Here is a 19229-nt window from a genome sequence, read left to right as displayed (position 1 = left end):
GCTGGCGTTCCATTCTGGACGCATTATCCGTAGCGGGTCTTTAAGGAATTGGTATGACTCCTCACTCCGCTCCCCATTAGATAGAATAATTGCAGCAGAGTCAATTTGTGGATGGGGAGGAACGAGGGGTGGATGAGTTAAGAGCCGCGTTGGAGTTAGCAACAGATGATGAGTTGCAGGATTTGACGGAGATTCTGTTTCGCCCCAAGTTTAATCCACTAGATTATGTGAACGCTGCTGATCCGATCGCGGTGCAAAGTCAGGATCGTTCAGCCTGGTTGAATGCTTTAGAAGAACGGTTTCGGTTTTTGGCGGCTGATGGTGTAACGGTACTGAGCCGCAAGACGCAGCGACTGACCTATCGCCAAATCTTGATCCAGGTCTGTCGGCATCTCAAATTGCCTTATCAGGGTTCGATGTCTACAGTCGATCTGGAAGCAGAAGTTTTTTTATCACTGCTGTCGCGTGCGTGGAAACAGTTGCCTGCGGCTGAGCGAGGCGCGTTGACGATTCGGTTACAGCGATCGCTCACCAACTCTCAGCTCTTGCCTCAACTGCCCCTGGCGCTTCAGCAAGATCCGCTGAGCCTCTTGGTGAAGGGCAGTGGCGCAATCGCCATCAGCTCAGTACTGCGTCCGCTGTTGTTGCAGCAGATTACACGGCAGTTTGCGATTCACTTCGCAACCTATCAGGTGGCGCAGCAGGCAGTGGCGGCGAGTGGTGCGATCGTTACTACCCAGATGCAAAACTATGTGGCATTGCAGGCCGCTCGTCGGGGGATGGCGTTGAGTGCGGCACGCTTAACCGCCGTTCGCAGCATTTTTGCGGTCGTGGGGCCAGCGATGTGGGCATGGTTTTTGGCAGACTTGGGCTGGCGGACCATCGCCACAAACTACGGTCGCATCATCCCCACCATCTACGCTCTTGCCCAGATTCGCCTTACCCGTGCTGAATGCTTTGAACTTGCTTAACCATCGTCCTCCAGATTCTCAACGATGCTGCCATCGGCTCCGGGTAGGCAAACGATGACATTCAAACATTGGTTGAAGCGCTGGGCACTCACGCAACGCCATCCCGATCGTCGCTTTCAAGCTCTGTGGGCTGTATGCCAATGGGCCGTGTTGCTGTTGCCGTTTAGCTCGCTGCTGGGTAGCTTAGGCATTTTAGTGGCGGCGATCGGCACCTGGAGACAGCAGTTCCGTGTGATTGTGCGCCGTCCTCTCAACTGGGGTTGGGCAGGGCTGACCTTGCTGATGCTACTCAGTACAGCTCTTGCGGATCGCCGTACAGATGCGCTTTTGGGTCTCTTTAACTTTTTGCCGTTCTTTTTTGCCTTTGCAGGGCTAAGTGAACTCATTCGGTCTCCTGCTCAACTGCGGCGGCTGGCATGGCTACTGGTGATGAGTTCTGTGCCTGTGGTGGCGATCGGTCTGGGACAGCAGTTTTTCGGTCTGGCAGGGCACGTAAACCTTTGGATCGTCAACTGGACGATCGATCTAACAGGCACGCCTCCTGGTCGCATGGCATCAATTTTCTTCTATGCAAACGTGCTGGCAAGCTATCTTGCAGTCACGCTGACATTGAGTCTGGGGTTATGGATAGAAGCCTTTTGGAGAAGAAAGGAGTCAGGAGTCAGGAGTCAGGAGTCAGGAGTTGACGTTGTTGGCTACCCAAGCGCAGCAGGAGCTAATGACGTTAGAAGGAGCCAGAATGAACAGAATCCCCACTCCCCACTCCTCACTCCCCACTCCCTCTCCACAAAGATTTTCCTCACGATTGCGGTTCTCGGTAACACGATCGCACTGATCTTTACTAATTCTCGTAATGCCTGGGCGATCGCGGTTTTTGCCTGTCTTGCTTATGCGCTGTATTTAGGCTGGCGCTGGCTGCTGATCGGGGTAGGCGTTGTTGTGAGCAGCGCGCTAGGTGCAGCGTTTGCTCCGGTGCCCTTGCGCGCTTGGCTGCGGACGATCGTCCCCGCTTTTTTTTGGGTGCGGTTGACAGACCAGCTTTATACCGATCGTCCCGTAGCGCAACTCCGCAGTACGCAGTGGCAGTTTGCCTGGTCGTTAGCTCAGCAGCATCCGTTGATGGGTTGGGGCTTACGCAACTTCAGCCCACTGTATCAAGCACACATGCAATATTTCATTGGGCATCCTCACAATTTACTGCTGATGCTAGCGGCTGAAACGGGTATTCCCGCCGCTCTACTGTTTTTTGGTTTAGTGGGTTGGGTTGTCGTTCAAGGCAGTCTCCTACTCGTTGCCCAGCCTCCCCTTGCTCGCATGACGACCAGTGACGTGAGCGATCGCCTGCTTTACTTCAGCTACCTCGTTGCCTTTGTTGGTTGTACTCTGTTTAGTTTTCTAGATATCACCCTGTTTGATGTCCGCATCAATCTACTCGGTTGGCTGTTGCTAGCCGCGATCGCGGGAGTGGTTTATGGGAAGAAGGAAGGAAGGAGGAATGAAGGATGAAGAGTTGATTAAGGGTTCAGCAGTTGGCGATCAGTCATCAGTGGCCAGCCGTCAGCTATCAGCCATAGCGGTCATCTTTCAATGCGCCACTGTCCAGTTTGCTTCTAACAACCAACAACTTTTCTTGAATGTCCAACGGGCTACACAACCAACAACTTCTTTAGCCTTCTGCCTCCTCCTCCTGCCTTTTACCTTTCTTCTTCCTTGGCTCTGAATCCGTAACCCAGTTACAATAAGCAGAAGCCGTTTAAGCTCGTTAAAAGTATCAAGCTCGTTAAAGCGATAAACAATAGGATTCTCGCGTGACTCAGGATCGGGCGACTCCACAAGAGAATGAAGGGGGGCGGGCACTACATCAAAAAGTGGTGGCTGCAAGTTATTACGGATTGATGGGGTTGCATCCTTCGGCTTCTGTCCGCGAAATCCGCCAAGCCTATCGAGATCTAAGCAAGCTCTATCATCCTGATACTACGTCGCTTTCGGCTGCAATCGCCACAGCCAAATTCCAGCAACTCAACGAGGCATATGCGACGCTGAGCAGCCCTGAACGCCGCGCAGTGTACGATCGCAAGATTGGCTACTCTATCGTGCCTGTAGTGCAACCAACCCTGGGTGCTGAGCAAAAGGCTTCGACCCGCACAGTGCGTGCTTCATCGGCCTATCTTGACCCCACTGACCGTCCTCTCTCACCTGGAGAAATATTTGCCCTCTTCATTTTGGGCTTGACGTTTGTGGGCTGCCTGGTATTAGCGATCGCTATTGGCATTACCAGAGGTGAAGCGGTTTTGCAGCCAATCACAGTGCAGACCCAAACACCTCAACAGGAGATCACAACGGTCTCCAGCGATCGTAGTCAAGCTGCAACAGGCCAACCAGAGACTCCTGCTGTTGACGTTGCTCTACCAGAGAGTAGCAATAGCCCCTAGCCTACCTGTGGTTTTTCATGCGTAATACCTATGTTCTCTTTCCCTCGTAATATATCAATGCCACTTCCTGCTGCTGATACGCCCCTTTACAACCATCCCTTACCAGAGATTGAGCAATGGCTGCGGGTCAAAGGATGCGAACAAGATCGCTCTGAGCGGCACTGCTGGCACATTCAGCACTCTAGTTGGAAAGCTGAGCTTTGCCTGGATATTGATCAACTCACGGTGCGCTACAAGGAGCCAAACGACAATGACTATACCGTGCAGCGATCGTTTAAATACTCGTTGAGCCGACAAGACATTGAAGATGCTGTCTTTGCAGGGCCATAAGCGCTTTAAAGTGCAATACACGACGGGTTTGTACCGTCAGAAGCCAGCATGCGTTATGGCTCCTAGCTTCTGACTGTTGGCTTCTGACTCCATCCTCAGACTATTTGCCACAAATGCCAATGAAGGTGGTAATGGGAGAAGTGTTTCAACCCCAGGGGCGGTAACATCCAAGCCCCAACTATTACATTCTTTGAAGTTTTGCAGCCTTCTCTCGGAGAGCGTTCTGGTGGTGATGTACACTTGGCGTTGACTCTAAAGCCTTCAGCGGCTCAATCTGCCATTAAATTGGCTGATCGATGCTGCAAAGTATCAAGCATTCATTTGGAGCCCTTCATAATATGTCTCATACGGTCAAAATCTATGACACGTGCATTGGCTGCACCCAATGCGTCCGCGCTTGCCCTACTGACGTTCTAGAGATGGTTCCCTGGAATGGCTGCAAGGCAGGTCAAATTGCCTCATCGCCCAGAACAGAAGATTGTGTTGGTTGCAAGCGGTGCGAAACTGCCTGCCCTACAGACTTCTTAAGCATTCGGGTCTATCTGGGAGCCGAAACAACCCGCAGTATGGGTCTGGCTTATTAGAAACGTTTTTATTACGTTTGTTTTATCCATGTGGGTTCAAAGCAAAAGGGGGCGATCGCTCCCTTTTTTGTTTTTGTAATAATCGCTCTTGTTACGACAGAGCCTATTAGCTTAACGACGTTAAGTGTAGCGATTCAATAAAAAGTCATGAGCTAGACATCAAAGCATCTAATTCATGACTTTTTGCAACGGCAGCTAAAGTTTAAGGATGAAAGGTCATATACATAGCTGGTCTAACGCTTGCTAGAGAAATAAGTGAAAGCTTAGAAAGATGGTAAGTCGCAAAGCTGCCAAAGGATTCCTCTATAACTTCCTCGAAACCTATACGAGTCGTTACTCCAACAACTAATAAGACTCAAGAACTTGCATTGCTCAGTAAACCGTCCGACTCCACGGCAGCACGCTCTCTGGCTAAGCGACGCTTACGAGCGTAAAGCTGAATGGCGATCGCAAAGCCTAGAACCATTGCCACAATGCCCCAAACGGTAAGATCTGTTGGCAAGCTGTTCTTGAACACAGCCAACAGCACAATGACCACAAAGAAGATCGTGGGAATTTCATTAAACCAGCGGAAGTGCTGTGCATTCAGCTTGCACTCATCAGCGGCTAGCCGCTTCATGAGCCGTTTGCAGTAGTGGTGATAGCCCAGCAAGAGCGCAACGCAGGCAAGTTTAACGTGCATCCAGGGTTGCTTCAAAACATCTGGCTCGGTGGTCACTAGCCCGATCGCCATCGCCACAGTCAACAGCATTGCCGGGGTCATGATAATGCTGTAGAGGCGCTTTTCCATGATCTGATACTGGTTTTTCAGGATGCTGCGAGCAGGTTCAGGCTGTTCGCTTGCTTCGGCGTGGTAAACAAACAGGCGCGGCAGATAAAACATGCCCCCAAACCAGCACACAATACCCACAATGTGGAATGCTTTGAACCAGTAATAAGCCATGAATCAGCCCTCTAAAACGCTCAAATGTTAAAGTTTCAATTTCTACACTGTATCAAGAGTGGTGACTCTCGCAGTCTGTGATTTTAAACTTAATAATCGTAAATCTGCAATTGCTAAACGGCATGGTTAAACAGAGCATCCAAATAAACCCGTGCAGCGCGACGATCGCAGTCTCCATTTTGCAATAAAAAGAGGGACAGTGCAGCCGCAAAGACGCGATCTTGATCCCAATCGGGATGGGTTTCCAGATATCGGGTAAGTGCCGTATGAAGTTCTTCAGGAATCTCTGCCAGGATGCTAACGGTCGTGCTCATGAGAACCTCAGGTGATGCTTGGGCAAGTTGGCATTAACGTGGGCAAGATACATTCAACTTCGCACCCTGATTGAAAAGCAAGCAGCACAAGTAAAGCGCTACCGCTGCAAACTGACGCACGAATACTAGCAGGCGCTCAGTTTGCTGTAGAAAAGACCGCCTTCAGGCCAATCTCAAAGCGCTTGTGTGGGTAAGTGCCTCATTGTGCCTAGAGTCAGGCCGCGTTGTCAATGCGCCTGTTTCCAGGACGTCCTTATTAAGCCGAGAAAGACTAACGGAAGAATCGACATTTGCGCATGATCCCCGCAATCTTACTTAATATTGCAGCGGTGATTCTCAGATTTACTCCTGCGATCGCTTCAGCCCTGCTAAAGACATGGAAGCTCGATTCTACCGTTCGAGGTTGTGGAAAAGGACAGAAAGCTTGTGGAAAACTTGTGGAAATTGGTGGAAAACCTGTGGAAAGCCTGTGGAATGGGTGGGGAAAACTCTGGTGAAGGATAAGAATTGCAAAACCTAAGAAAAGTCAGGATTCTAGAACGTTTGAAAGCAGGATTGGGGCGAGGGCAGGCAGAGGAATCGCGGTGTAGCCCTTTCTGCTTCCCCTACTTCCCCTACTTCCCTGCTTGCCCCACTCTTAGTGCCTACTCCTACTTCCGATTCCCCGATTCCCCCTCGCTCTCCAATTTTGGAGTACGATCCTACAAAGGCTAATTACCCTATCAAGATGCTCTCCGATTTATCTTTGAGACTTTCTACAACATGAATTGGTGGCAACGACTTAAGAAGAACCCTCTGGCTCGGTTCGGTGCAGTGCTGCTGCTGGTCTTCTATATTGCTGCGATCGGCGCTGAATTCATTGCCCCCTACGATCCGTACATCTCCCAGCAAGATGGAGCGCTGTTGCCACCTACTCAGATCTATTGGCAGGATCAATCTGGAGCCTTTGTTGGCCCGCATGTTTATCCCACAACGCAGGGGCCTGTAGATTTAAACACAGGCGATCGGCAGTTAGTGGTTGATCGCACGAAACCATCGCCGCTGCAACTTTTTGTCATTGGTGATGAGTACAATCTGTTTCAACTCAAATTACCGCTGCCCACCAAGTTTTCGCTCACCGATCCCACATTTGACGAAGTGGAGCTGTTCAGCGGCGTTCCCGGCAAGCTGCACCTATTTGGCACGGCAGGAGCAGGGAAGTTCAACCTCCTAGGTACTGACGAACAAGCCCGCGACCAGTTTAGTCGGTTGCTACAGGGTGCACGCATCAGCCTCAGCATTGGGCTAGTTGGTATTATCATTTCCTTTCCATTGGGTCTGCTGGTGGGTGGCATTTCGGGTTACTTTGGCGGCTGGATTGACAGCGTACTGATGCGACTGGTCGAAGTGTTAATGACCATCCCCAGCATTTATCTGTTAGTGGCCCTGGCGGCGGTTTTGCCACCGGGGCTCAGCAGCGCCCAACGCTTTCTGCTCATTATTTTGATTACGTCCTTTATTCGTTGGGCAGGCTTAGCGCGGGTGATCCGCGGGCAGGTATTGTCCATTAAAGAGCGTGAATTTGTCCAGGCAGCGCGAGCGATGGGTGGGCGATCGCTCTACATCATCCTGCGTCATGTATTGCCTCAAACTGCCAGCTATGTCGTGATTTCGGCGACGCTTTCAATCCCAGACTTCATTGTGGCAGAATCGATTCTGAGTCTCATTGGTTTAGGCATTCAGCAGCCCGATCCATCCTGGGGCAATATGTTGTCGTTAGCGACAAATGCCTCAATTCTGGTGTTGCAACCCTGGCTGATTTGGCCTCCCGCTCTGCTAATCATTCTTACCGTGCTGGCGTTTAACTTGCTGGGCGATGGGCTACGGGATGCGCTTGATCCGCGTAGCATCTCACGGTAAGTGATGAAGCTGTGATGGCTTGAGTTGCTTGACGCGATCGCCACTAGACAACTGTCATCATCAAGCTCACTCGTCGGGATTGATCCCCATTGCTCTCAGTTGCGATGCCAGTTGCGCGGCTCGTTGCTCAGCCTGGTCAGCGCGATCGCGTTCTTGACTAGCCAGTTGCTCGGCTTGCTCGGCGCGTTGACGCTCTTGTTCAGTACGCTGACGCTCTTGTTCAGTACGTTGACGTTCCTGCTCAGCACGTTGACGTTCCTGCTCAGCGTGTTGGGCAATTTCGACGTAGCTCAAAAAGGGTGCACCATTAGGGTGATAGAGTTGCAGTTCGTCTCCAGAGAGATCAAACCGAATGCCGAGTCGAGGGCTAACCCAGCCAGACATCTGATTGACGACTGCTAACTCTTCCCCAGAGCGGGTCAAACCTGTTAGCTCAATGTCATCAGGGTCGTAGATGTAATATTCCTCCACGCCGTAACGCTCGTAGAAGCGTAGTTTCTCCAACATTTTGGTGACTCGGTTACCTGGTGAAAGAATTTCAAACACAACCTGAGGTGGTATGCTGGCTTCCAACCATTGCTGATAGGAACCACGATCGCCCTTTGGTCTGCCAAACGCCACCATCACATCTGGTGCCATGCGGCTTTTAGGGTCGCCTTCAACGGGATACCAGAGAAGATCGCCAGCCACAAAAACAGTCTCCTGGTGAGCAAACAACCACTCCAGGTTTTGCTGAATGACAACAATCCACCGAAACTGCTTGGTGTTGTCTGCCATTGATTGGCCGTCGCTGCTGGGATAGAGAAGCCCTGATGTTTGGGAAGCTGGCAGTTGAGTGACCATAGCTGAAACGCTGCAAACTGCTGAGGGTAATGTCTTTCTTTTACACTAACATTGCAAAGTCTGCTGCGCTCAGAGGGTGACGGGATGCTGCCCGTAAAACGGAAGCGCGGCGGACCAATGGGGTCTTTGTCCCTGCTGCCACTGCTGATGGGCGATCGCCAAAACGCCAGAAACTGAGGCTCCCAGTCCACCCTCTGCCCGGAGGAGATGGTACGGGTCATGCCAATCTGAGAGGGTCTGCTGCCAGGTTGTCAGACTCATCACCGCGTCTGGAATCAGGGCTTGTAGGCCATCGGATGTGGGTTGATAGATTGCGCCGAAGACCTCCCCACGCTGAGCGAGCATCTGCACAGCAAGATGAGGATAAGCCTTTTCTACTGCTGGGTTTAACACTGCTGCGTGGGCTAACGCTGCTAGTGTCGAGACAGCAAATAAGGGGATTGCTAACTGTTGTGCCAGAGTTCGTGCCGTCACCACGCCAAGACGAGTACCTGTGAACCCTCCAGGGCCAATCGCCACAGCAAGAAACGCCAGATCTTTCCAGGTTTGAGGGGTTAGAAAAGCAGCAAGATGGACGTGCAGATGGGTCGATAAGTCGCGCCCCAAGTCCCAGACTTGAGTACGATCGTCTCCTGCAAAGTTGCTCATTGCCAAGCCTAACTCTGGACTGGCAGTATGCAAGGCTAACCCGTACTGGGCAGAATTACCGATCAATGGTGGAAACCTCGTGTGATCAGTTTTGAGTTTCGCGCTAGTTCAGCGTCAGCGATTAGCTGTCAATTTTCTGCTAACAATTAACAATAGGATTTACGTAAAAGCGGTCAATCTTTGCCCCATTAGCCCTCAATTCATAGCCCTTTGGGCATACCCTTTGGGAAGCAAGCTACAAGAAAGGGGGAACCGAGACAATTAAAGCCCCCACTCTGGGGGCTTTTTGGGAAAATGCGTAAGTCCTAAACAACTAGCAACTAATGTTCACCTATGACTTTTGATCGACTAATCGCTCTAATTGCCGATCAATAATGCCTTGCCGAAAGCCCAGCACGACCAGAATGTTGGAGAGCGTCAGAAAAGATTCTGCGCCACCGTGAAGCCAATCCACATCGGCCAAATTTGCACCATAAGCGGACTTGGCATAAATCCCTGCGGGAATGGTGATGGCGACAAACACCAGCAGCGTATAAAACCCAATCAAGGCCAGCCGTGGCGTTTGCTCAGAACGGGTGAGAAACCAGAGAAAGCCTAGATAAGGAAAGAGGGAAACGGCAAATAGCGTTTCTTTAGCAATTGGGAAGACGGACGGCAGAAGGAGCAATAGCGGTAACGGCATGAGGGTGTTTAAAGCCGTCGAGTTACTGGCTGATCGCTCTACGGTGGTCGATCGCCAGATCCACCACGCGGCAACCATCTGTGTACAGTTTCCCACAACGGTCATGGCGGCTTGCAGGGTCACAAGCCACTCTAGGGATGCCGAATTGTCAAAAAAGTGCCAGGTACAGGCACACATCGCGCTCACGAGGGCGGGCAGCATGGCGATCGACAATCCCCACCAAGCTCGATTCTGGCTCACTTCGCCATACGTCCAGATGAGCCAGATGGCTGCAATCCACTCGATGACGCTAGAGATGTGAATCACCCAGGTAGGGATCGACAGGGCGTGCATCAGGCAGCAATCTCCGCCAAAATATCGCTGGCGTGGGTTTCTGTCTGGATCGAGGTGTAGACTTTTTCGATTTTACGGTCGCCACCAATGACGTAGGTTACGCGCTGGGCATAAAGGGTGCCGTTACGCTCCATGATTACGTCGTAGGCTTTGGCGATCGCGCCATCCACATCGGCCAGTAGCGGAAACGGCAAGTTAAATTTTTCAGTGAACTGTTGGTGCGAGAGTTCGTCATCGAGGCTCACCCCAAAAACCGTAATTCCTTGACTGAGATATTGCTCATAATTATCTCGGAAGCTGCACGCTTCCTTTGTGCAACCAGGGGTGTCGTCTTTGGGATAGAAGTACAACACGACAGTCTTGCCTGCATATTCAGACAGCGTAACCGTCTTGCCGATCGTATCTTTAACGGTGAAATTTGGAGCGGTATCACCCACAGATAAGGGCATAGGTTCACTTCCTTGCGTTACGGGATCATTACGGATTGTAATACCGATTGGGTGGCATTGGTGGGTGTTGGGCAGTACGTAACGTTCTAAAACAAACACAGCACAACTACCAGAAAGTTTTGTAGCATATAATACGAAATTAACGTTTGCGCCTTAATTTCTGGCTGGTTGCGTGTGTTGTTCTTTATTCGTGGTGCTTTTGTACCAAGAGAGCGATCGCCCCGCAACACGTCTTCTGAATCTGAGCGCAACAAGCAGACGAGCGATGAGACTAGAAATTGAATTTCGACGGTGCCTTCAGCGACAATCGCTGGAGTGGGCCTTTCAGCATTCCTCCTCTGGCTCTACAATAGCGAGGAATATATCTCCAACGGCGATCGCGCCTTCCACATGGGTCAAGCTGCAATCGCTCCCAACGACCTATTGCTCAGACGAAGCCTTACTTCTCTGCCAACAGTCCGAACAGCAGTGGCTTGTCTGGATTCCTGACTACGGCGAAATTCTGCTCGATCGCGGACAATTCGATCCGCTTATCTGAATCCAGCGATTCTTCGTAAAGGTAGGCACTAAACTCAACTTTCTTCAAATGGTGTCGCATCATTGGCAGCTTGGGTTGAAATATGCCTCCCTTCCATCAGCACCCTTAACGAATACGTCTCCTCCAGCGATCAGCTTCGGGCACATAGATCATAACCGACCAGCGATCACCGGGTTTCGCAAAAACGATCAGACGACCACATTCTGAGCATTCAATCACCTCTGGATTACGTCGAGTGTTCGATCGGCGGTAGAACGCAGATAAGCTTGGCGATAGAACTCGTCATCGGACGTTGCTTGTTGATGCAGTGTCAGCAACTCGTTCATAAATGTCTCGATGTGTGGTTCCCAAGCTAAAGCAAAGGTTTGAGAGTGGGGAACTGCACGGAGATGAATCGGCTCCCCGCACTCACAGGTAAATTTAGGCATTGAGTGTACACTTCGATGTCATATGCCAATAAGAGCCGGGATGAAGGGGAAGGAATTAAAGACTACGTTGCGTTTTCCACATCCCCCCTGCTTCCCTTGCCTCCCCCGCTCCCTCTGCTTCCCTACTCTCTACTCTGCAAATATTTCTGCACATCGCGCAAAACCTGCTTCGCACCATCAAAGCTTAGCTTGGCGATCGCCTGCTCGTACTCAGCCCACACATACGCTTGAATCTCCTTGGCTTGACACTGAACGGTCGTGGTCTCTACCCATGCAGGGAAGTAAATGACCGTTTTTTCAAAGCGCCTCCCGCTGCGAGTAAAGGGATACTGCTCTGAAAACGAGATGCCCTCAATCAGGGTGTAGTCCGAAATGCCAGTTTCTTCCACAAACTCACGGCATGCGGCTTGCAGGGCAGATTCTCCCGGATCAGCATGCCCTTTAGGAAAGCCCCAGTGGCCTGCGTGATGCTGAATTAAAAGGAACTGCTGCTCGTGAGCCGTTTGGAGAATGGGCACAATACCAAAGGCTTCATCTTTAGCGATGGTTGAATTAGCCATGCGATGCGGATTGAACGTGATGCGTTTTGAGCGTATTGAAGCAGTTATAGCAATTGGTTAGAGGTTTGTGTATACCAACTATGCGGTCACCAGCAAAGGCAACCGTTTAGCGTGTGGTTCTGAATGTCTCTGAGCCGCGATCGTGCTAGCCCACCCAGTTTAACCATAATCATGCTATTAAGCAGCGATGGCGACGGCTTCTTGCCCGTGTTTCCGCAGTAATTCCATGAGTTCATCCCGATAGTCATGAAAAATGGCGTGACGTTTGACGGCATGGCTGCGTTCGGGCAGTTTCACTACGATTTCTTTTCTAACGGTTCCTGGACGTGCCCCCAATGCATAGATGCGATTTGACAGAAAGACGGCCTCTTCCACGTCATGGGTAATCATAAAGACTGTGATGCGTGTGCGTTGCCAGAGATTGAGCATAAATTCATGCATCGCTTCTTTAGTGTGGACATCGAGCGCACCAAATGGTTCATCCATCAACAAAACCTTTGGCTCCGAGGCAAGGGCACGGGCGATCGCGACCCGTTGCTTCATCCCACCCGATAGCTCTTTGGGAAGCGCCTTGGCAAATTTTGCTAACCCTACCACACTCAGGTAATAGCTGGCTTTCTCTTGCCGCTGTTTCTTGCCCAGGCCCTGAAGTTTGAGGCCAAATTCAGCATTTTCTTGAACACTCATCCACGGATACAGGGTGTAATGCTGAAACACCATCCCGCGATCAGGCCCCGGCCCCGTGACCAATTGATGATCGATTTTAACTTCCCCTGTTGTCGGACTATCGAGTCCCGCAATCTGCCGCAACAGCGTCGATTTACCAGAGCCTGATGCGCCAACCGCACAAATAAACTCGCCCTGCTCAATCACCATGTTGATGTCTTTCAAGACAACCAGTGTTCCTTGTCCGGTCTCAAAGGTTTTGTTCAGTTTGTTGATTTGTAAGTACATAGAGTGACCTCTAAAGTGGTTAATCGCGATCGTGTGGCTGGAAGCGTCTTGAGTTTTGCATCCGAATTTTAAAGGAGGCAAAAGGCGGAAGGCAGAGGGTAAGAACTAAGGGATGAAGGCTAAAGGCTAGAAGCTGACCGCTGATTGCTCAACTCACACCTCGCTCTTTACCCCTCACTCCCTACGTCACCGCTTCTGGCTTGCCCAACGACAGGAAACGCGCAAGAAGTACTGAAACAGCAAGTCAAAGGCTAAGCCGATGACTCCAATCACAATCAGCCCCACAAAAATTTCGTCAGTTCTGAGAAAGCGCCCTGCAACGCTAATCCGGCGACCTAACCCTTCTGTGGCGGCGATCAGTTCAGAGACAATCACTAGCTGCCATGCGGCTGCCAGGTTAATGCGGCAGGCATCAATAATACCGGGCAGCACATAGGGCGCAATTACCTGTAACAGCGTCTGTAAGCGGTTTCCACCTAGCATATAGGTAGCTTCAATCAACTCTTTCGGTACAAATTTGACGGTATCCATCACCATGAGGGAGTTGAAGAAGAATACGCCAATAAAAATGAGCATAATTTTAGGCTCCTCGCCAATGCCCAAGTACAGAATGAGCAAGGGGATGAAAGCTGGCGCAGGCATATAGCGTACCAGCCCAAAAAGCGGCTCCAGCAGGGCGCGAATGCTGGCAAAACTACCCATTAACACCCCAACGGGAATGGAAACCAAGGCCGCAAGGAAAAAGCCAACACCCACTCGCCAGAGGCTAGCTACCGTATCTTTCTGTAAATCGCCTGTGCTCCAGAGCCGTTGAAAGGCAGCAATGACATTGGCGGGAGACGGTAGAAACTTGGGATCGATCGTGCCGAATGTGGTCACAAGCCACCACAGCACCAGCGGCACTAAAATCGAAGCGGTCATTAAACCCCAGGTCATTGATGATGGGATGTCTTCAGCGAGACGCCAAAACGTGGTCGATCGCAAAGATGTTGCTGGTTTGGTCGTGCCGCTCGGCTTGATCGGTGCGCTAGATGGACTCATGGTGTTGTGGTGTTGAGGGGAGTAACGGACGCTGGCGTAACCGTACCTGGATTTGAAGGCGTGGCTGTGTCGTTCGTTGCCAGTCAATAGCAGAGCCAGTTTCTAACAACGAACAACAATCAATCACGTTGTCAAGCTTTCTTTGCCTTCGCAGCATAGGCTTTGACAAAACGATCGTCAAAGAGCTTTACCAAATCTGGCTTCGTCTTTGCCAGACCAACATCAGTGAGAAACCGCGACATTTCCTGAGCTGCAAACATGAGTGATGTCATGTCTTTACCAGGCTGAAAGGCTTTCAGATTCTCCTCTACGGTAAAAATTTTGGTGCCGCCTGCATAGTCTTTGTACTCAGCGACAGAAACGCCACCCCGTTTAGCCATGATTTCAATGGCTTTGTCTGAGTTAGTTTTAATGTAATCCTGAGTCGCGAACCAAGCATCCACCATTGACTGCACTCGATCGGGGTGGGCATCCACAAACTTGCGCGTGAAGACCAGATGGTCAGGGATCGCTCCTGGAAACTCTTTTGAGCTAAACAGTTCCTTACTCTTGGGACGCTTGAGTGCTTGAGTGGTAAACGGTGCGAAAACGCCAACAGCATCCACCTGTCCGGCGACAAAAGCCGCCGCTGCCTTGCCAGTTTCCAGGGGTTGGAAGTTGATATCTTTCGGGGACAAACCGGCTTTTCTCAACCCCAAAAGCAGTAGGAAGTGATCCACGGTACCTTCTTCTGCTGCGACTTTCTTCCCTTTCAAATCGGCGATCGAATTAATGCCTTCGCGCACGATAATTTTGTCGTTTCCAGTAGAGTTGTCATTTACCAGCACGACAACCTGGTCAGCACCCCCTGCAACCGCACTAATGGTGTCATTTAGAGTCTGGGAGTTAGCATCAATCTGCCCCGCAGTGAGCGTATTGATGGACTCCAGGTAGCCATCAAACCATTTCAGATCTACAGAGAGCTTGTTTTGCTCAAAGACTTTTTCATCCTGAGCGACCTGCCACGGAAACCAACCGGGCCATGCACTAAACCCTAACCGTACAGTCGCACTGCCAGTACTGCCGGATGGTGGAGGCGAACCATCTGATTGAGTAGACATCTGGCTGGCTGGATTAGAGCAGCTTACAATCAGCGCTAGACTGACCAAAAAAAGTCCTGCACTGAGAAGTAGCGATCGAAATTTCATTGCGTGTCCTCGCGAGAAAGCAAAAATGGCAAAACGGAATGGATTGACTGTCTACTCTCTGTCTGTTGGTTTTTATGGCAGCTTAAGGTCGTGATCTCCTTAAGCGCTAAGGAGCAAGTAGCACGAACAACGATGATTGTCTGAGGTACTATACAGTTGCCTGGAGGTAGAAGCAGCAAAAAACCCGAAAGTGCAAGCACCATAAAGCATGGTTACTTGTTCCTCCCGGGCTTTTGTCCCGCCGTGTAGCCAATAAAGCGCTTTGATGTCATTCAAAGCATGAAACCCAGTTTGGCTTGCTTCTCTCGGACCGATCGCCCAAGCGTTAGCTCAAACTGGAACCCTAGAAGCGGTTAAATTGTTGGGTCAGCTCATCGACTTTCACCGCATGGAACGAATCCAGTTAGCTGCCGATCGAGTGAGAGAACAGCACCTGTTAAAGTCTCATCGATTAAAAAGCCACGAGTGACAGGGCGATGCAACGTTTTTGTATACAGTGCGCTTTAAAGTACTTTTAGCAACCCAGATTGAGAAAAGATGTATCGAATGCAACGGAATTCTCTGCGATCGCGCGTTCAACCGCTCAATCTGCCCTGTGGCACAGCTAAACCCATGCGCAACCCAAATAAAACGCATAAGATAGGAGCTAGCCTCGCTAATGCACCTCTATAGCTAGTGCATCTCTATTATGTACGCCAGCTTTGGTCGCATTGAGTGCCAACTTAAACGTTCAAATCTAAACTTTATACTGTATTAGCAAATAGCAATGACGGCTAACTCTAGGATTCGGCACATCATTGAGTACCCCGATAAAACGGTGCATCGAGCGGAGCAGGCCATGCGCTGTGCCCCTTTTAAGCTCAACTTGTTTACGACAATGGTGCAGCAAAGTGTTTCCCTCACTGCAATTTCGGGGCACTCTGGAGTAGAAAACCAGTACACCCAAACGCCTCTCTCAGAATTGATTGCTGAAGCAGAGCTACTCTGGTTGATTCAGGTGGGGCTGTTGCGACGAGAAGTGGATGGACAGGGGTTAACCGATAGTTTTCGAGTCACACCGCTGGGCCGCCAATTGGTGCAGAAATGGCAAACTCAGGGAGGCTCTGTTTGCATGACGCCAACGCTCATCGATCGCCTTCAGCACAACTGGAACCGCTGGTTTCGTCTACCCATATAACGACCAGGGCAATGCATTAGAGAAAAATAGATCAAGACTTAGGAAGCAAGGATGAAGGATGAACTGGAAACATGGGTTCCTACGGGTGTTTTGCTGTTAGCTGTACCGCTCGGCTCGATGGCTTGGTTTGCCTTCAGTTTACCGCCCAGCAGCAAGGTGCAGTCTCTAGCCTTTAGTCTGTCTCACGAGGGTTTTGCATGAAAGCCATTATGGTTGTGGGTACCACCTCCCACGCAGGAAAATCATTAATCACGGCGGCTATCTGTCGGATTCTTAGCCGTCGTGGCTGGCGAGTTGCTCCCTTTAAGGGGCAGAACATGGCGCTTAATGCGTATGTCACAGCCAGTGGTGGTGAAATTGGTCATGCACAGGCAGTACAGGCGTGGGCGGCTGGTGTAGCACCCTGGGTCGAAATGAACCCCATTCTCCTCAAGCCTCAGGGAGACATGACCTCTCAAGTGATCATTAAGGGCAGAGCCGTTGGCAAGGTAGGAGCGGCTGAGTATTACGAACAATATTTTGATACTGGCTGGCAGGCGATCGAAGAGTCGCTCCGTCGCCTCGGTGAAGAGTTTGACATGCTGGTGTGTGAAGGCGCAGGTAGTCCCGCAGAGATTAACCTTAAGCACCGCGATTTAACCAATATGCGGATTGCTAAGTATTTGAATGCACCCACAATCCTGGTCGTGGATATCGATCGTGGCGGTGCGTTTGCCCATGTCGTTGGCACCCTTGAATTGCTCGATCCAGACGAGCGATCGCTCATTAAAGGTGTGGTCATCAACAAATTTCGGGGACAGCGATCGCTGCTGCAATCCGGCATCAAATGGTTAGAGGAACGCACAGGCATTCCAGTGATTGGGGTAATCCCCTGGCTTGACCAGAGCTTTCCAGCCGAAGATTCTCTGAGCCTCATTGATGGTCGCTCTAGCAATCCCACAGGTGACCTCAACATTGCCGTCATTCGACTGCCGCGCATTTCCAACTTTACGGACTTTGATCCACTAGAGTCAGAAGCCACCGTTTCGGTCAAATATCTCAGCCCCAAACAGTCCTTGGGGCACCCAGATGCGGTGATTATTCCTGGCTCTAAAACGACGATCGCCGATCTCATCGTGCTGCATAAAACGGGCATGGCAGAAGAAATCCAAAATTATGTTGCCGCTGGTGGTACAGTTTTGGGCATTTGCGGTGGCTACCAAATGCTGGGCAAAATTTTGGCTGACCCAGAAGGCATTGAAGGCCACGAAGGCCGCTACAAAGGGTTAGGACTGTTGCCGCTCAAAACTGTCATTGCTGGGCAGAAGGTGGCCCGACAACGTCTTGTCACGTCCAACTTTCCGCAAGAAGGGTTACCCGTTGCAGGATACGAAATTCACCAGGGTAGAACTCGCCTCATTGAAGGCGAAAATATCCAGCAGCTATTTGACGACCCTAATTTAGGCGTTGTGGATGAGACACAATCTGTTTGGGGAGCTTACCTGCACGGCATTTTTGACAACGGCCCTTGGCGGCGCGCTTGGCTTAATCGTCTGCGGCAGCAGCGCGGCTTAAAATCTCTTCCTACAGGTGTGCCCAACTATCGCGAACAGCGCGAACTGATGCTGAATGCCCTTGCTGATGCCGTTGAGCCACACTTGAATCTGTCGGCTGTTTTACCGCAAGACCGCTAGCAAGAGCGTCTTAAGCTTCATCTGGGAGGTCGCAAACTCAAAAGGTGCAGATTAGCCATGCTCTCTCTAGCAAGAAGACTGCAAGAGAGGTTTTGAGGGGGGGGCTTTCAAATACTTCAGCGCTGAAGCATGGACACCGATCGCCCGTATCACCTTTACCCACAAAATAAGCGCACCCTTATGCTGGCGCGCTTAGAATCCCTAACCCTTTCGGTGCAACGTACCCGTTTGTCCTATGTTTACAAACGGTACAGTCAAAGCTTCTGAAAAGGTGTGAACGTTTAGATATTCTTCATGTTTTGGTAAAGAATCGCTACGCCTGAATGGATGGTGATAACGATCGAGCATCTACAACCTCTCATGATCTTTGAGTAGAAAGGATGCGACATGCTCTCCACGCCGATTCAACTCAAGTACCCGTACTCCAAGCAACTGTTGCTCCAAAGCCACATACGACATTGAGCCAGCGCACAATCACAGTTAACCACAACTCTACGCAATAATCGGGGCATCGAGCTTTACGAGTGACATCATCATGCCCAGCGCAGACAACAGTACCGAGGCATCGGCTCATGCAGCCACTCATGCACGCAACGTGAAAGCAGTTCGCCACCCAGTGCTTACAGCGCCGTTGCCAGACCCAGTCACCCGCAATATTGAAGCGATTACGGCACTACACAACCAGGACGTGCGCGAGATTCCAGCTCACCAGCGCTTACTGGAGGCGATCGCAACGTTCTTTAGTCGATCGACCTTTCTTTATAGCTTGCTCATCATCCTGGCGCTTTGGATTGTAGGCAGTGGGTTTAAATCTCTGTTGCCCTTTCATGTGCCCCCGTTTCATTGGTCGTCGCAGGGGTTAGATGCCGCCGCTCTCGTCATTTCAACTGGAGTGCTAGTACGACAAACGCGCCAGGAAAACTTTGCGGAACAGCGATCGCAACTGATGCTACAGCTCAACTTGCTTTCTGAGCAGAAAATTGCCAAGATCATTGCGCTGTTAGAAGAACTTCGAGCTGATTTGCCAGAGGTTAGCGATCGACGTGATCCAGAAGCGGAAGTCATGCAAGAAGCGGCTGATCCGATCGCCGTGCTGGATGCACTCCAGGAGAACCTGGCCCAAGGGCTATCTCCCACAGAAGAACAAGCTTGATGCGATCGCCACGATGTAAGCCGTTGACGTTTCTATCTCCTGGTAGAGAAACGCGGTTACATACTCCAGATATAGTACTTCTGGTCACAA

Annotated in this window: 22 protein-coding genes and 1 riboswitch; of the genes, 11 read left to right on the top strand and 11 right to left on the bottom strand. The window is 50.8% G+C overall.

Annotated elements, in window-relative coordinates:
* Window positions 1-89 precede the first annotated feature (89 nt).
* The 6 genes from AC5JLP_RS18220 (at window position 90) to psaC (ending at window position 4317) form a co-directional block, all read left to right on the top strand.
* Window positions 90-971 (top strand): YaaW family protein, encoded by an 882-nt coding sequence (locus AC5JLP_RS18220; protein ID WP_496069353.1) that lies wholly within the window; start codon window positions 90-92, stop codon window positions 969-971.
* 54 nt (window positions 972-1025) lie between these two features.
* Window positions 1026-2477, top strand: coding sequence for an O-antigen ligase family protein (locus tag AC5JLP_RS18215; RefSeq protein ID WP_496069352.1), 1452 nt, complete (start codon window positions 1026-1028; stop codon window positions 2475-2477).
* The gene (locus tag AC5JLP_RS18210) at window positions 2467-2691 is read left to right on the top strand and encodes a hypothetical protein (RefSeq protein WP_496069351.1); all 225 of its coding nucleotides are present in this window, start codon (window positions 2467-2469) and stop codon (window positions 2689-2691) included. The genes AC5JLP_RS18215 and AC5JLP_RS18210 overlap by 11 nt, the downstream gene beginning before the upstream one ends.
* 88 nt (window positions 2692-2779) lie before the next feature.
* Window positions 2780-3403 carry a J domain-containing protein gene (locus tag AC5JLP_RS18205; RefSeq protein WP_496069350.1) on the top strand — a complete coding sequence of 208 codons (624 nt, stop codon included), beginning with the start codon at window positions 2780-2782 and terminating at the stop codon, window positions 3401-3403.
* 30 nt (window positions 3404-3433) lie between these two features.
* Entirely contained in the window at window positions 3434-3733 is a 300-nt protein-coding gene (locus tag AC5JLP_RS18200; RefSeq protein ID WP_496069349.1) for a DUF3143 domain-containing protein, read from the top strand.
* Window positions 3734-4071: 338 nt separating this feature from the next.
* The gene (psaC, locus tag AC5JLP_RS18195) at window positions 4072-4317 is read left to right on the top strand and encodes a photosystem I iron-sulfur center protein PsaC (protein WP_106255483.1); all 246 of its coding nucleotides are present in this window, start codon (window positions 4072-4074) and stop codon (window positions 4315-4317) included.
* 355 nt (window positions 4318-4672) lie between these two features.
* Here the strand turns inward: psaC and hemJ are convergent, their stop codons facing one another.
* Window positions 4673-5260 (bottom strand): protoporphyrinogen oxidase HemJ, encoded by a 588-nt coding sequence (gene hemJ, locus AC5JLP_RS18190; protein ID WP_496069348.1) that lies wholly within the window; start codon window positions 5258-5260, stop codon window positions 4673-4675.
* Window positions 5261-5373: 113 nt separating this feature from the next.
* Window positions 5374-5574, bottom strand: a complete 201-nt coding sequence (locus AC5JLP_RS18185; RefSeq protein WP_496069347.1) for a DUF2811 domain-containing protein — start codon at window positions 5572-5574, stop codon at window positions 5374-5376.
* Window positions 5575-6336: 762 nt separating this feature from the next.
* Here AC5JLP_RS18185 and AC5JLP_RS18180 point away from each other — a divergent pair.
* Window positions 6337-7473 (top strand): ABC transporter permease, encoded by a 1137-nt coding sequence (locus AC5JLP_RS18180; RefSeq protein ID WP_496069346.1) that lies wholly within the window; start codon window positions 6337-6339, stop codon window positions 7471-7473.
* A gap of 66 nt (window positions 7474-7539) precedes the next feature.
* Here the strand turns inward: AC5JLP_RS18180 and AC5JLP_RS18175 are convergent, their stop codons facing one another.
* The 4 genes from AC5JLP_RS18175 to AC5JLP_RS18160 all read right to left on the bottom strand — a co-directional run bounded on the left by AC5JLP_RS18175 (window position 7540) and on the right by AC5JLP_RS18160 (window position 10428).
* On the bottom strand, window positions 7540-8316 hold the full coding sequence (locus AC5JLP_RS18175; protein WP_496069345.1) for a Uma2 family endonuclease: 777 nt from the start codon (window positions 8314-8316) through the stop codon (window positions 7540-7542).
* Between the two features lie 69 nt (window positions 8317-8385).
* Window positions 8386-9030 carry a tRNA (adenosine(37)-N6)-threonylcarbamoyltransferase complex dimerization subunit type 1 TsaB gene (gene tsaB, locus AC5JLP_RS18170; RefSeq protein WP_496069344.1) on the bottom strand — a complete coding sequence of 215 codons (645 nt, stop codon included), beginning with the start codon at window positions 9028-9030 and terminating at the stop codon, window positions 8386-8388.
* Window positions 9031-9295: 265 nt separating this feature from the next.
* Window positions 9296-9979: a DUF3593 domain-containing protein gene (locus AC5JLP_RS18165; RefSeq protein WP_496069343.1), complete on the bottom strand. Its 684-nt coding sequence runs from the start codon at window positions 9977-9979 to the stop codon at window positions 9296-9298.
* Complete coding sequence (locus AC5JLP_RS18160; protein WP_496069342.1) at window positions 9979-10428, bottom strand: peroxiredoxin; 450 nt, start codon at window positions 10426-10428, stop codon at window positions 9979-9981. Before AC5JLP_RS18160 ends, AC5JLP_RS18165 begins: the two co-directional genes overlap by 1 nt.
* Before the next feature lie 265 nt (window positions 10429-10693).
* On the opposite strand from AC5JLP_RS18160, the gene AC5JLP_RS18155 reads away from it, so the two are divergent.
* Window positions 10694-10966 carry a hypothetical protein gene (locus AC5JLP_RS18155; protein WP_496069341.1) on the top strand — a complete coding sequence of 91 codons (273 nt, stop codon included), beginning with the start codon at window positions 10694-10696 and terminating at the stop codon, window positions 10964-10966.
* 215 nt (window positions 10967-11181) lie between these two features.
* Here the strand turns inward: AC5JLP_RS18155 and AC5JLP_RS18150 are convergent, their stop codons facing one another.
* The 5 genes from AC5JLP_RS18150 to AC5JLP_RS18130 all read right to left on the bottom strand — a co-directional run bounded on the left by AC5JLP_RS18150 (window position 11182) and on the right by AC5JLP_RS18130 (window position 15136).
* On the bottom strand, window positions 11182-11394 hold the full coding sequence (locus AC5JLP_RS18150; RefSeq protein ID WP_496069340.1) for a hypothetical protein: 213 nt from the start codon (window positions 11392-11394) through the stop codon (window positions 11182-11184).
* A gap of 122 nt (window positions 11395-11516) precedes the next feature.
* Window positions 11517-11954: a bis(5'-nucleosyl)-tetraphosphatase gene (locus AC5JLP_RS18145; protein ID WP_496069339.1), complete on the bottom strand. Its 438-nt coding sequence runs from the start codon at window positions 11952-11954 to the stop codon at window positions 11517-11519.
* A 177-nt stretch (window positions 11955-12131) separates the two neighbouring features.
* Window positions 12132-12908: an ABC transporter ATP-binding protein gene (locus AC5JLP_RS18140; protein WP_496069338.1), complete on the bottom strand. Its 777-nt coding sequence runs from the start codon at window positions 12906-12908 to the stop codon at window positions 12132-12134.
* Between the two features lie 186 nt (window positions 12909-13094).
* The gene (locus AC5JLP_RS18135; RefSeq protein WP_496069337.1) at window positions 13095-13949 is read right to left on the bottom strand and encodes an ABC transporter permease; all 855 of its coding nucleotides are present in this window, start codon (window positions 13947-13949) and stop codon (window positions 13095-13097) included.
* Window positions 13950-14080: 131 nt separating this feature from the next.
* On the bottom strand, window positions 14081-15136 hold the full coding sequence (locus tag AC5JLP_RS18130) for an ABC transporter substrate-binding protein (protein WP_496069336.1): 1056 nt from the start codon (window positions 15134-15136) through the stop codon (window positions 14081-14083).
* 220 nt (window positions 15137-15356) lie between these two features.
* Window positions 15357-15494: riboswitch (guanidine-I (ykkC/yxkD leader) on the bottom strand.
* A 408-nt stretch (window positions 15495-15902) separates the two neighbouring features.
* On the opposite strand from AC5JLP_RS18130, the gene AC5JLP_RS18125 reads away from it, so the two are divergent.
* From AC5JLP_RS18125 to AC5JLP_RS18115, 3 genes are all read left to right on the top strand, one after another.
* Entirely contained in the window at window positions 15903-16313 is a 411-nt protein-coding gene (locus AC5JLP_RS18125) for an Npun_F0494 family protein (RefSeq protein WP_496069335.1), read from the top strand.
* Window positions 16314-16510: 197 nt separating this feature from the next.
* Window positions 16511-17986, top strand: a complete 1476-nt coding sequence (cobQ, locus tag AC5JLP_RS18120; protein WP_496069334.1) for a cobyric acid synthase CobQ — start codon at window positions 16511-16513, stop codon at window positions 17984-17986.
* Window positions 17987-18521: 535 nt separating this feature from the next.
* Complete coding sequence (locus AC5JLP_RS18115) at window positions 18522-19139, top strand: DUF1003 domain-containing protein (protein ID WP_496069333.1); 618 nt, start codon at window positions 18522-18524, stop codon at window positions 19137-19139.
* Window positions 19140-19229 lie beyond the last annotated feature (90 nt).

Source organism: Stenomitos rutilans, assembly GCF_059505485.1.
This window is presented reverse-complemented; position numbering and strand designations above follow the sequence as displayed.

What these genes read in the sequence shown, in the direction of transcription:
- AC5JLP_RS18210 (WP_496069351.1), top strand. Translation starts at nt 2,467, where the DNA reads ATGAAGGATGAAGAGTTGATTAAGGGTTCAGCAGTTGGCGATCAGTCA.
- AC5JLP_RS18115 (WP_496069333.1), top strand. Translation starts at nt 18,522, where the DNA reads ATGCCCAGCGCAGACAACAGTACCGAGGCATCGGCTCATGCAGCCACT.
- psaC (WP_106255483.1), top strand. Translation starts at nt 4,072, where the DNA reads ATGTCTCATACGGTCAAAATCTATGACACGTGCATTGGCTGCACCCAA.
- AC5JLP_RS18180 (WP_496069346.1), top strand. Translation starts at nt 6,337, where the DNA reads ATGAATTGGTGGCAACGACTTAAGAAGAACCCTCTGGCTCGGTTCGGT.
- AC5JLP_RS18165 (WP_496069343.1), bottom strand. Translation starts at nt 9,979, where the DNA reads ATGCACGCCCTGTCGATCCCTACCTGGGTGATTCACATCTCTAGCGTC.
- AC5JLP_RS18140 (WP_496069338.1), bottom strand. Translation starts at nt 12,908, where the DNA reads ATGTACTTACAAATCAACAAACTGAACAAAACCTTTGAGACCGGACAA.
- AC5JLP_RS18175 (WP_496069345.1), bottom strand. Translation starts at nt 8,316, where the DNA reads ATGGTCACTCAACTGCCAGCTTCCCAAACATCAGGGCTTCTCTATCCC.
- AC5JLP_RS18160 (WP_496069342.1), bottom strand. Translation starts at nt 10,428, where the DNA reads ATGCCCTTATCTGTGGGTGATACCGCTCCAAATTTCACCGTTAAAGAT.
- AC5JLP_RS18185 (WP_496069347.1), bottom strand. Translation starts at nt 5,574, where the DNA reads ATGAGCACGACCGTTAGCATCCTGGCAGAGATTCCTGAAGAACTTCAT.
- cobQ (WP_496069334.1), top strand. Translation starts at nt 16,511, where the DNA reads ATGAAAGCCATTATGGTTGTGGGTACCACCTCCCACGCAGGAAAATCA.
- AC5JLP_RS18145 (WP_496069339.1), bottom strand. Translation starts at nt 11,954, where the DNA reads ATGGCTAATTCAACCATCGCTAAAGATGAAGCCTTTGGTATTGTGCCC.
- AC5JLP_RS18125 (WP_496069335.1), top strand. Translation starts at nt 15,903, where the DNA reads ATGACGGCTAACTCTAGGATTCGGCACATCATTGAGTACCCCGATAAA.
- AC5JLP_RS18200 (WP_496069349.1), top strand. Translation starts at nt 3,434, where the DNA reads ATGTTCTCTTTCCCTCGTAATATATCAATGCCACTTCCTGCTGCTGAT.
- AC5JLP_RS18130 (WP_496069336.1), bottom strand. Translation starts at nt 15,136, where the DNA reads ATGAAATTTCGATCGCTACTTCTCAGTGCAGGACTTTTTTTGGTCAGT.
- AC5JLP_RS18135 (WP_496069337.1), bottom strand. Translation starts at nt 13,949, where the DNA reads ATGAGTCCATCTAGCGCACCGATCAAGCCGAGCGGCACGACCAAACCA.
- hemJ (WP_496069348.1), bottom strand. Translation starts at nt 5,260, where the DNA reads ATGGCTTATTACTGGTTCAAAGCATTCCACATTGTGGGTATTGTGTGC.
- AC5JLP_RS18155 (WP_496069341.1), top strand. Translation starts at nt 10,694, where the DNA reads ATGAGACTAGAAATTGAATTTCGACGGTGCCTTCAGCGACAATCGCTG.
- AC5JLP_RS18150 (WP_496069340.1), bottom strand. Translation starts at nt 11,394, where the DNA reads ATGCCTAAATTTACCTGTGAGTGCGGGGAGCCGATTCATCTCCGTGCA.
- AC5JLP_RS18215 (WP_496069352.1), top strand. Translation starts at nt 1,026, where the DNA reads ATGACATTCAAACATTGGTTGAAGCGCTGGGCACTCACGCAACGCCAT.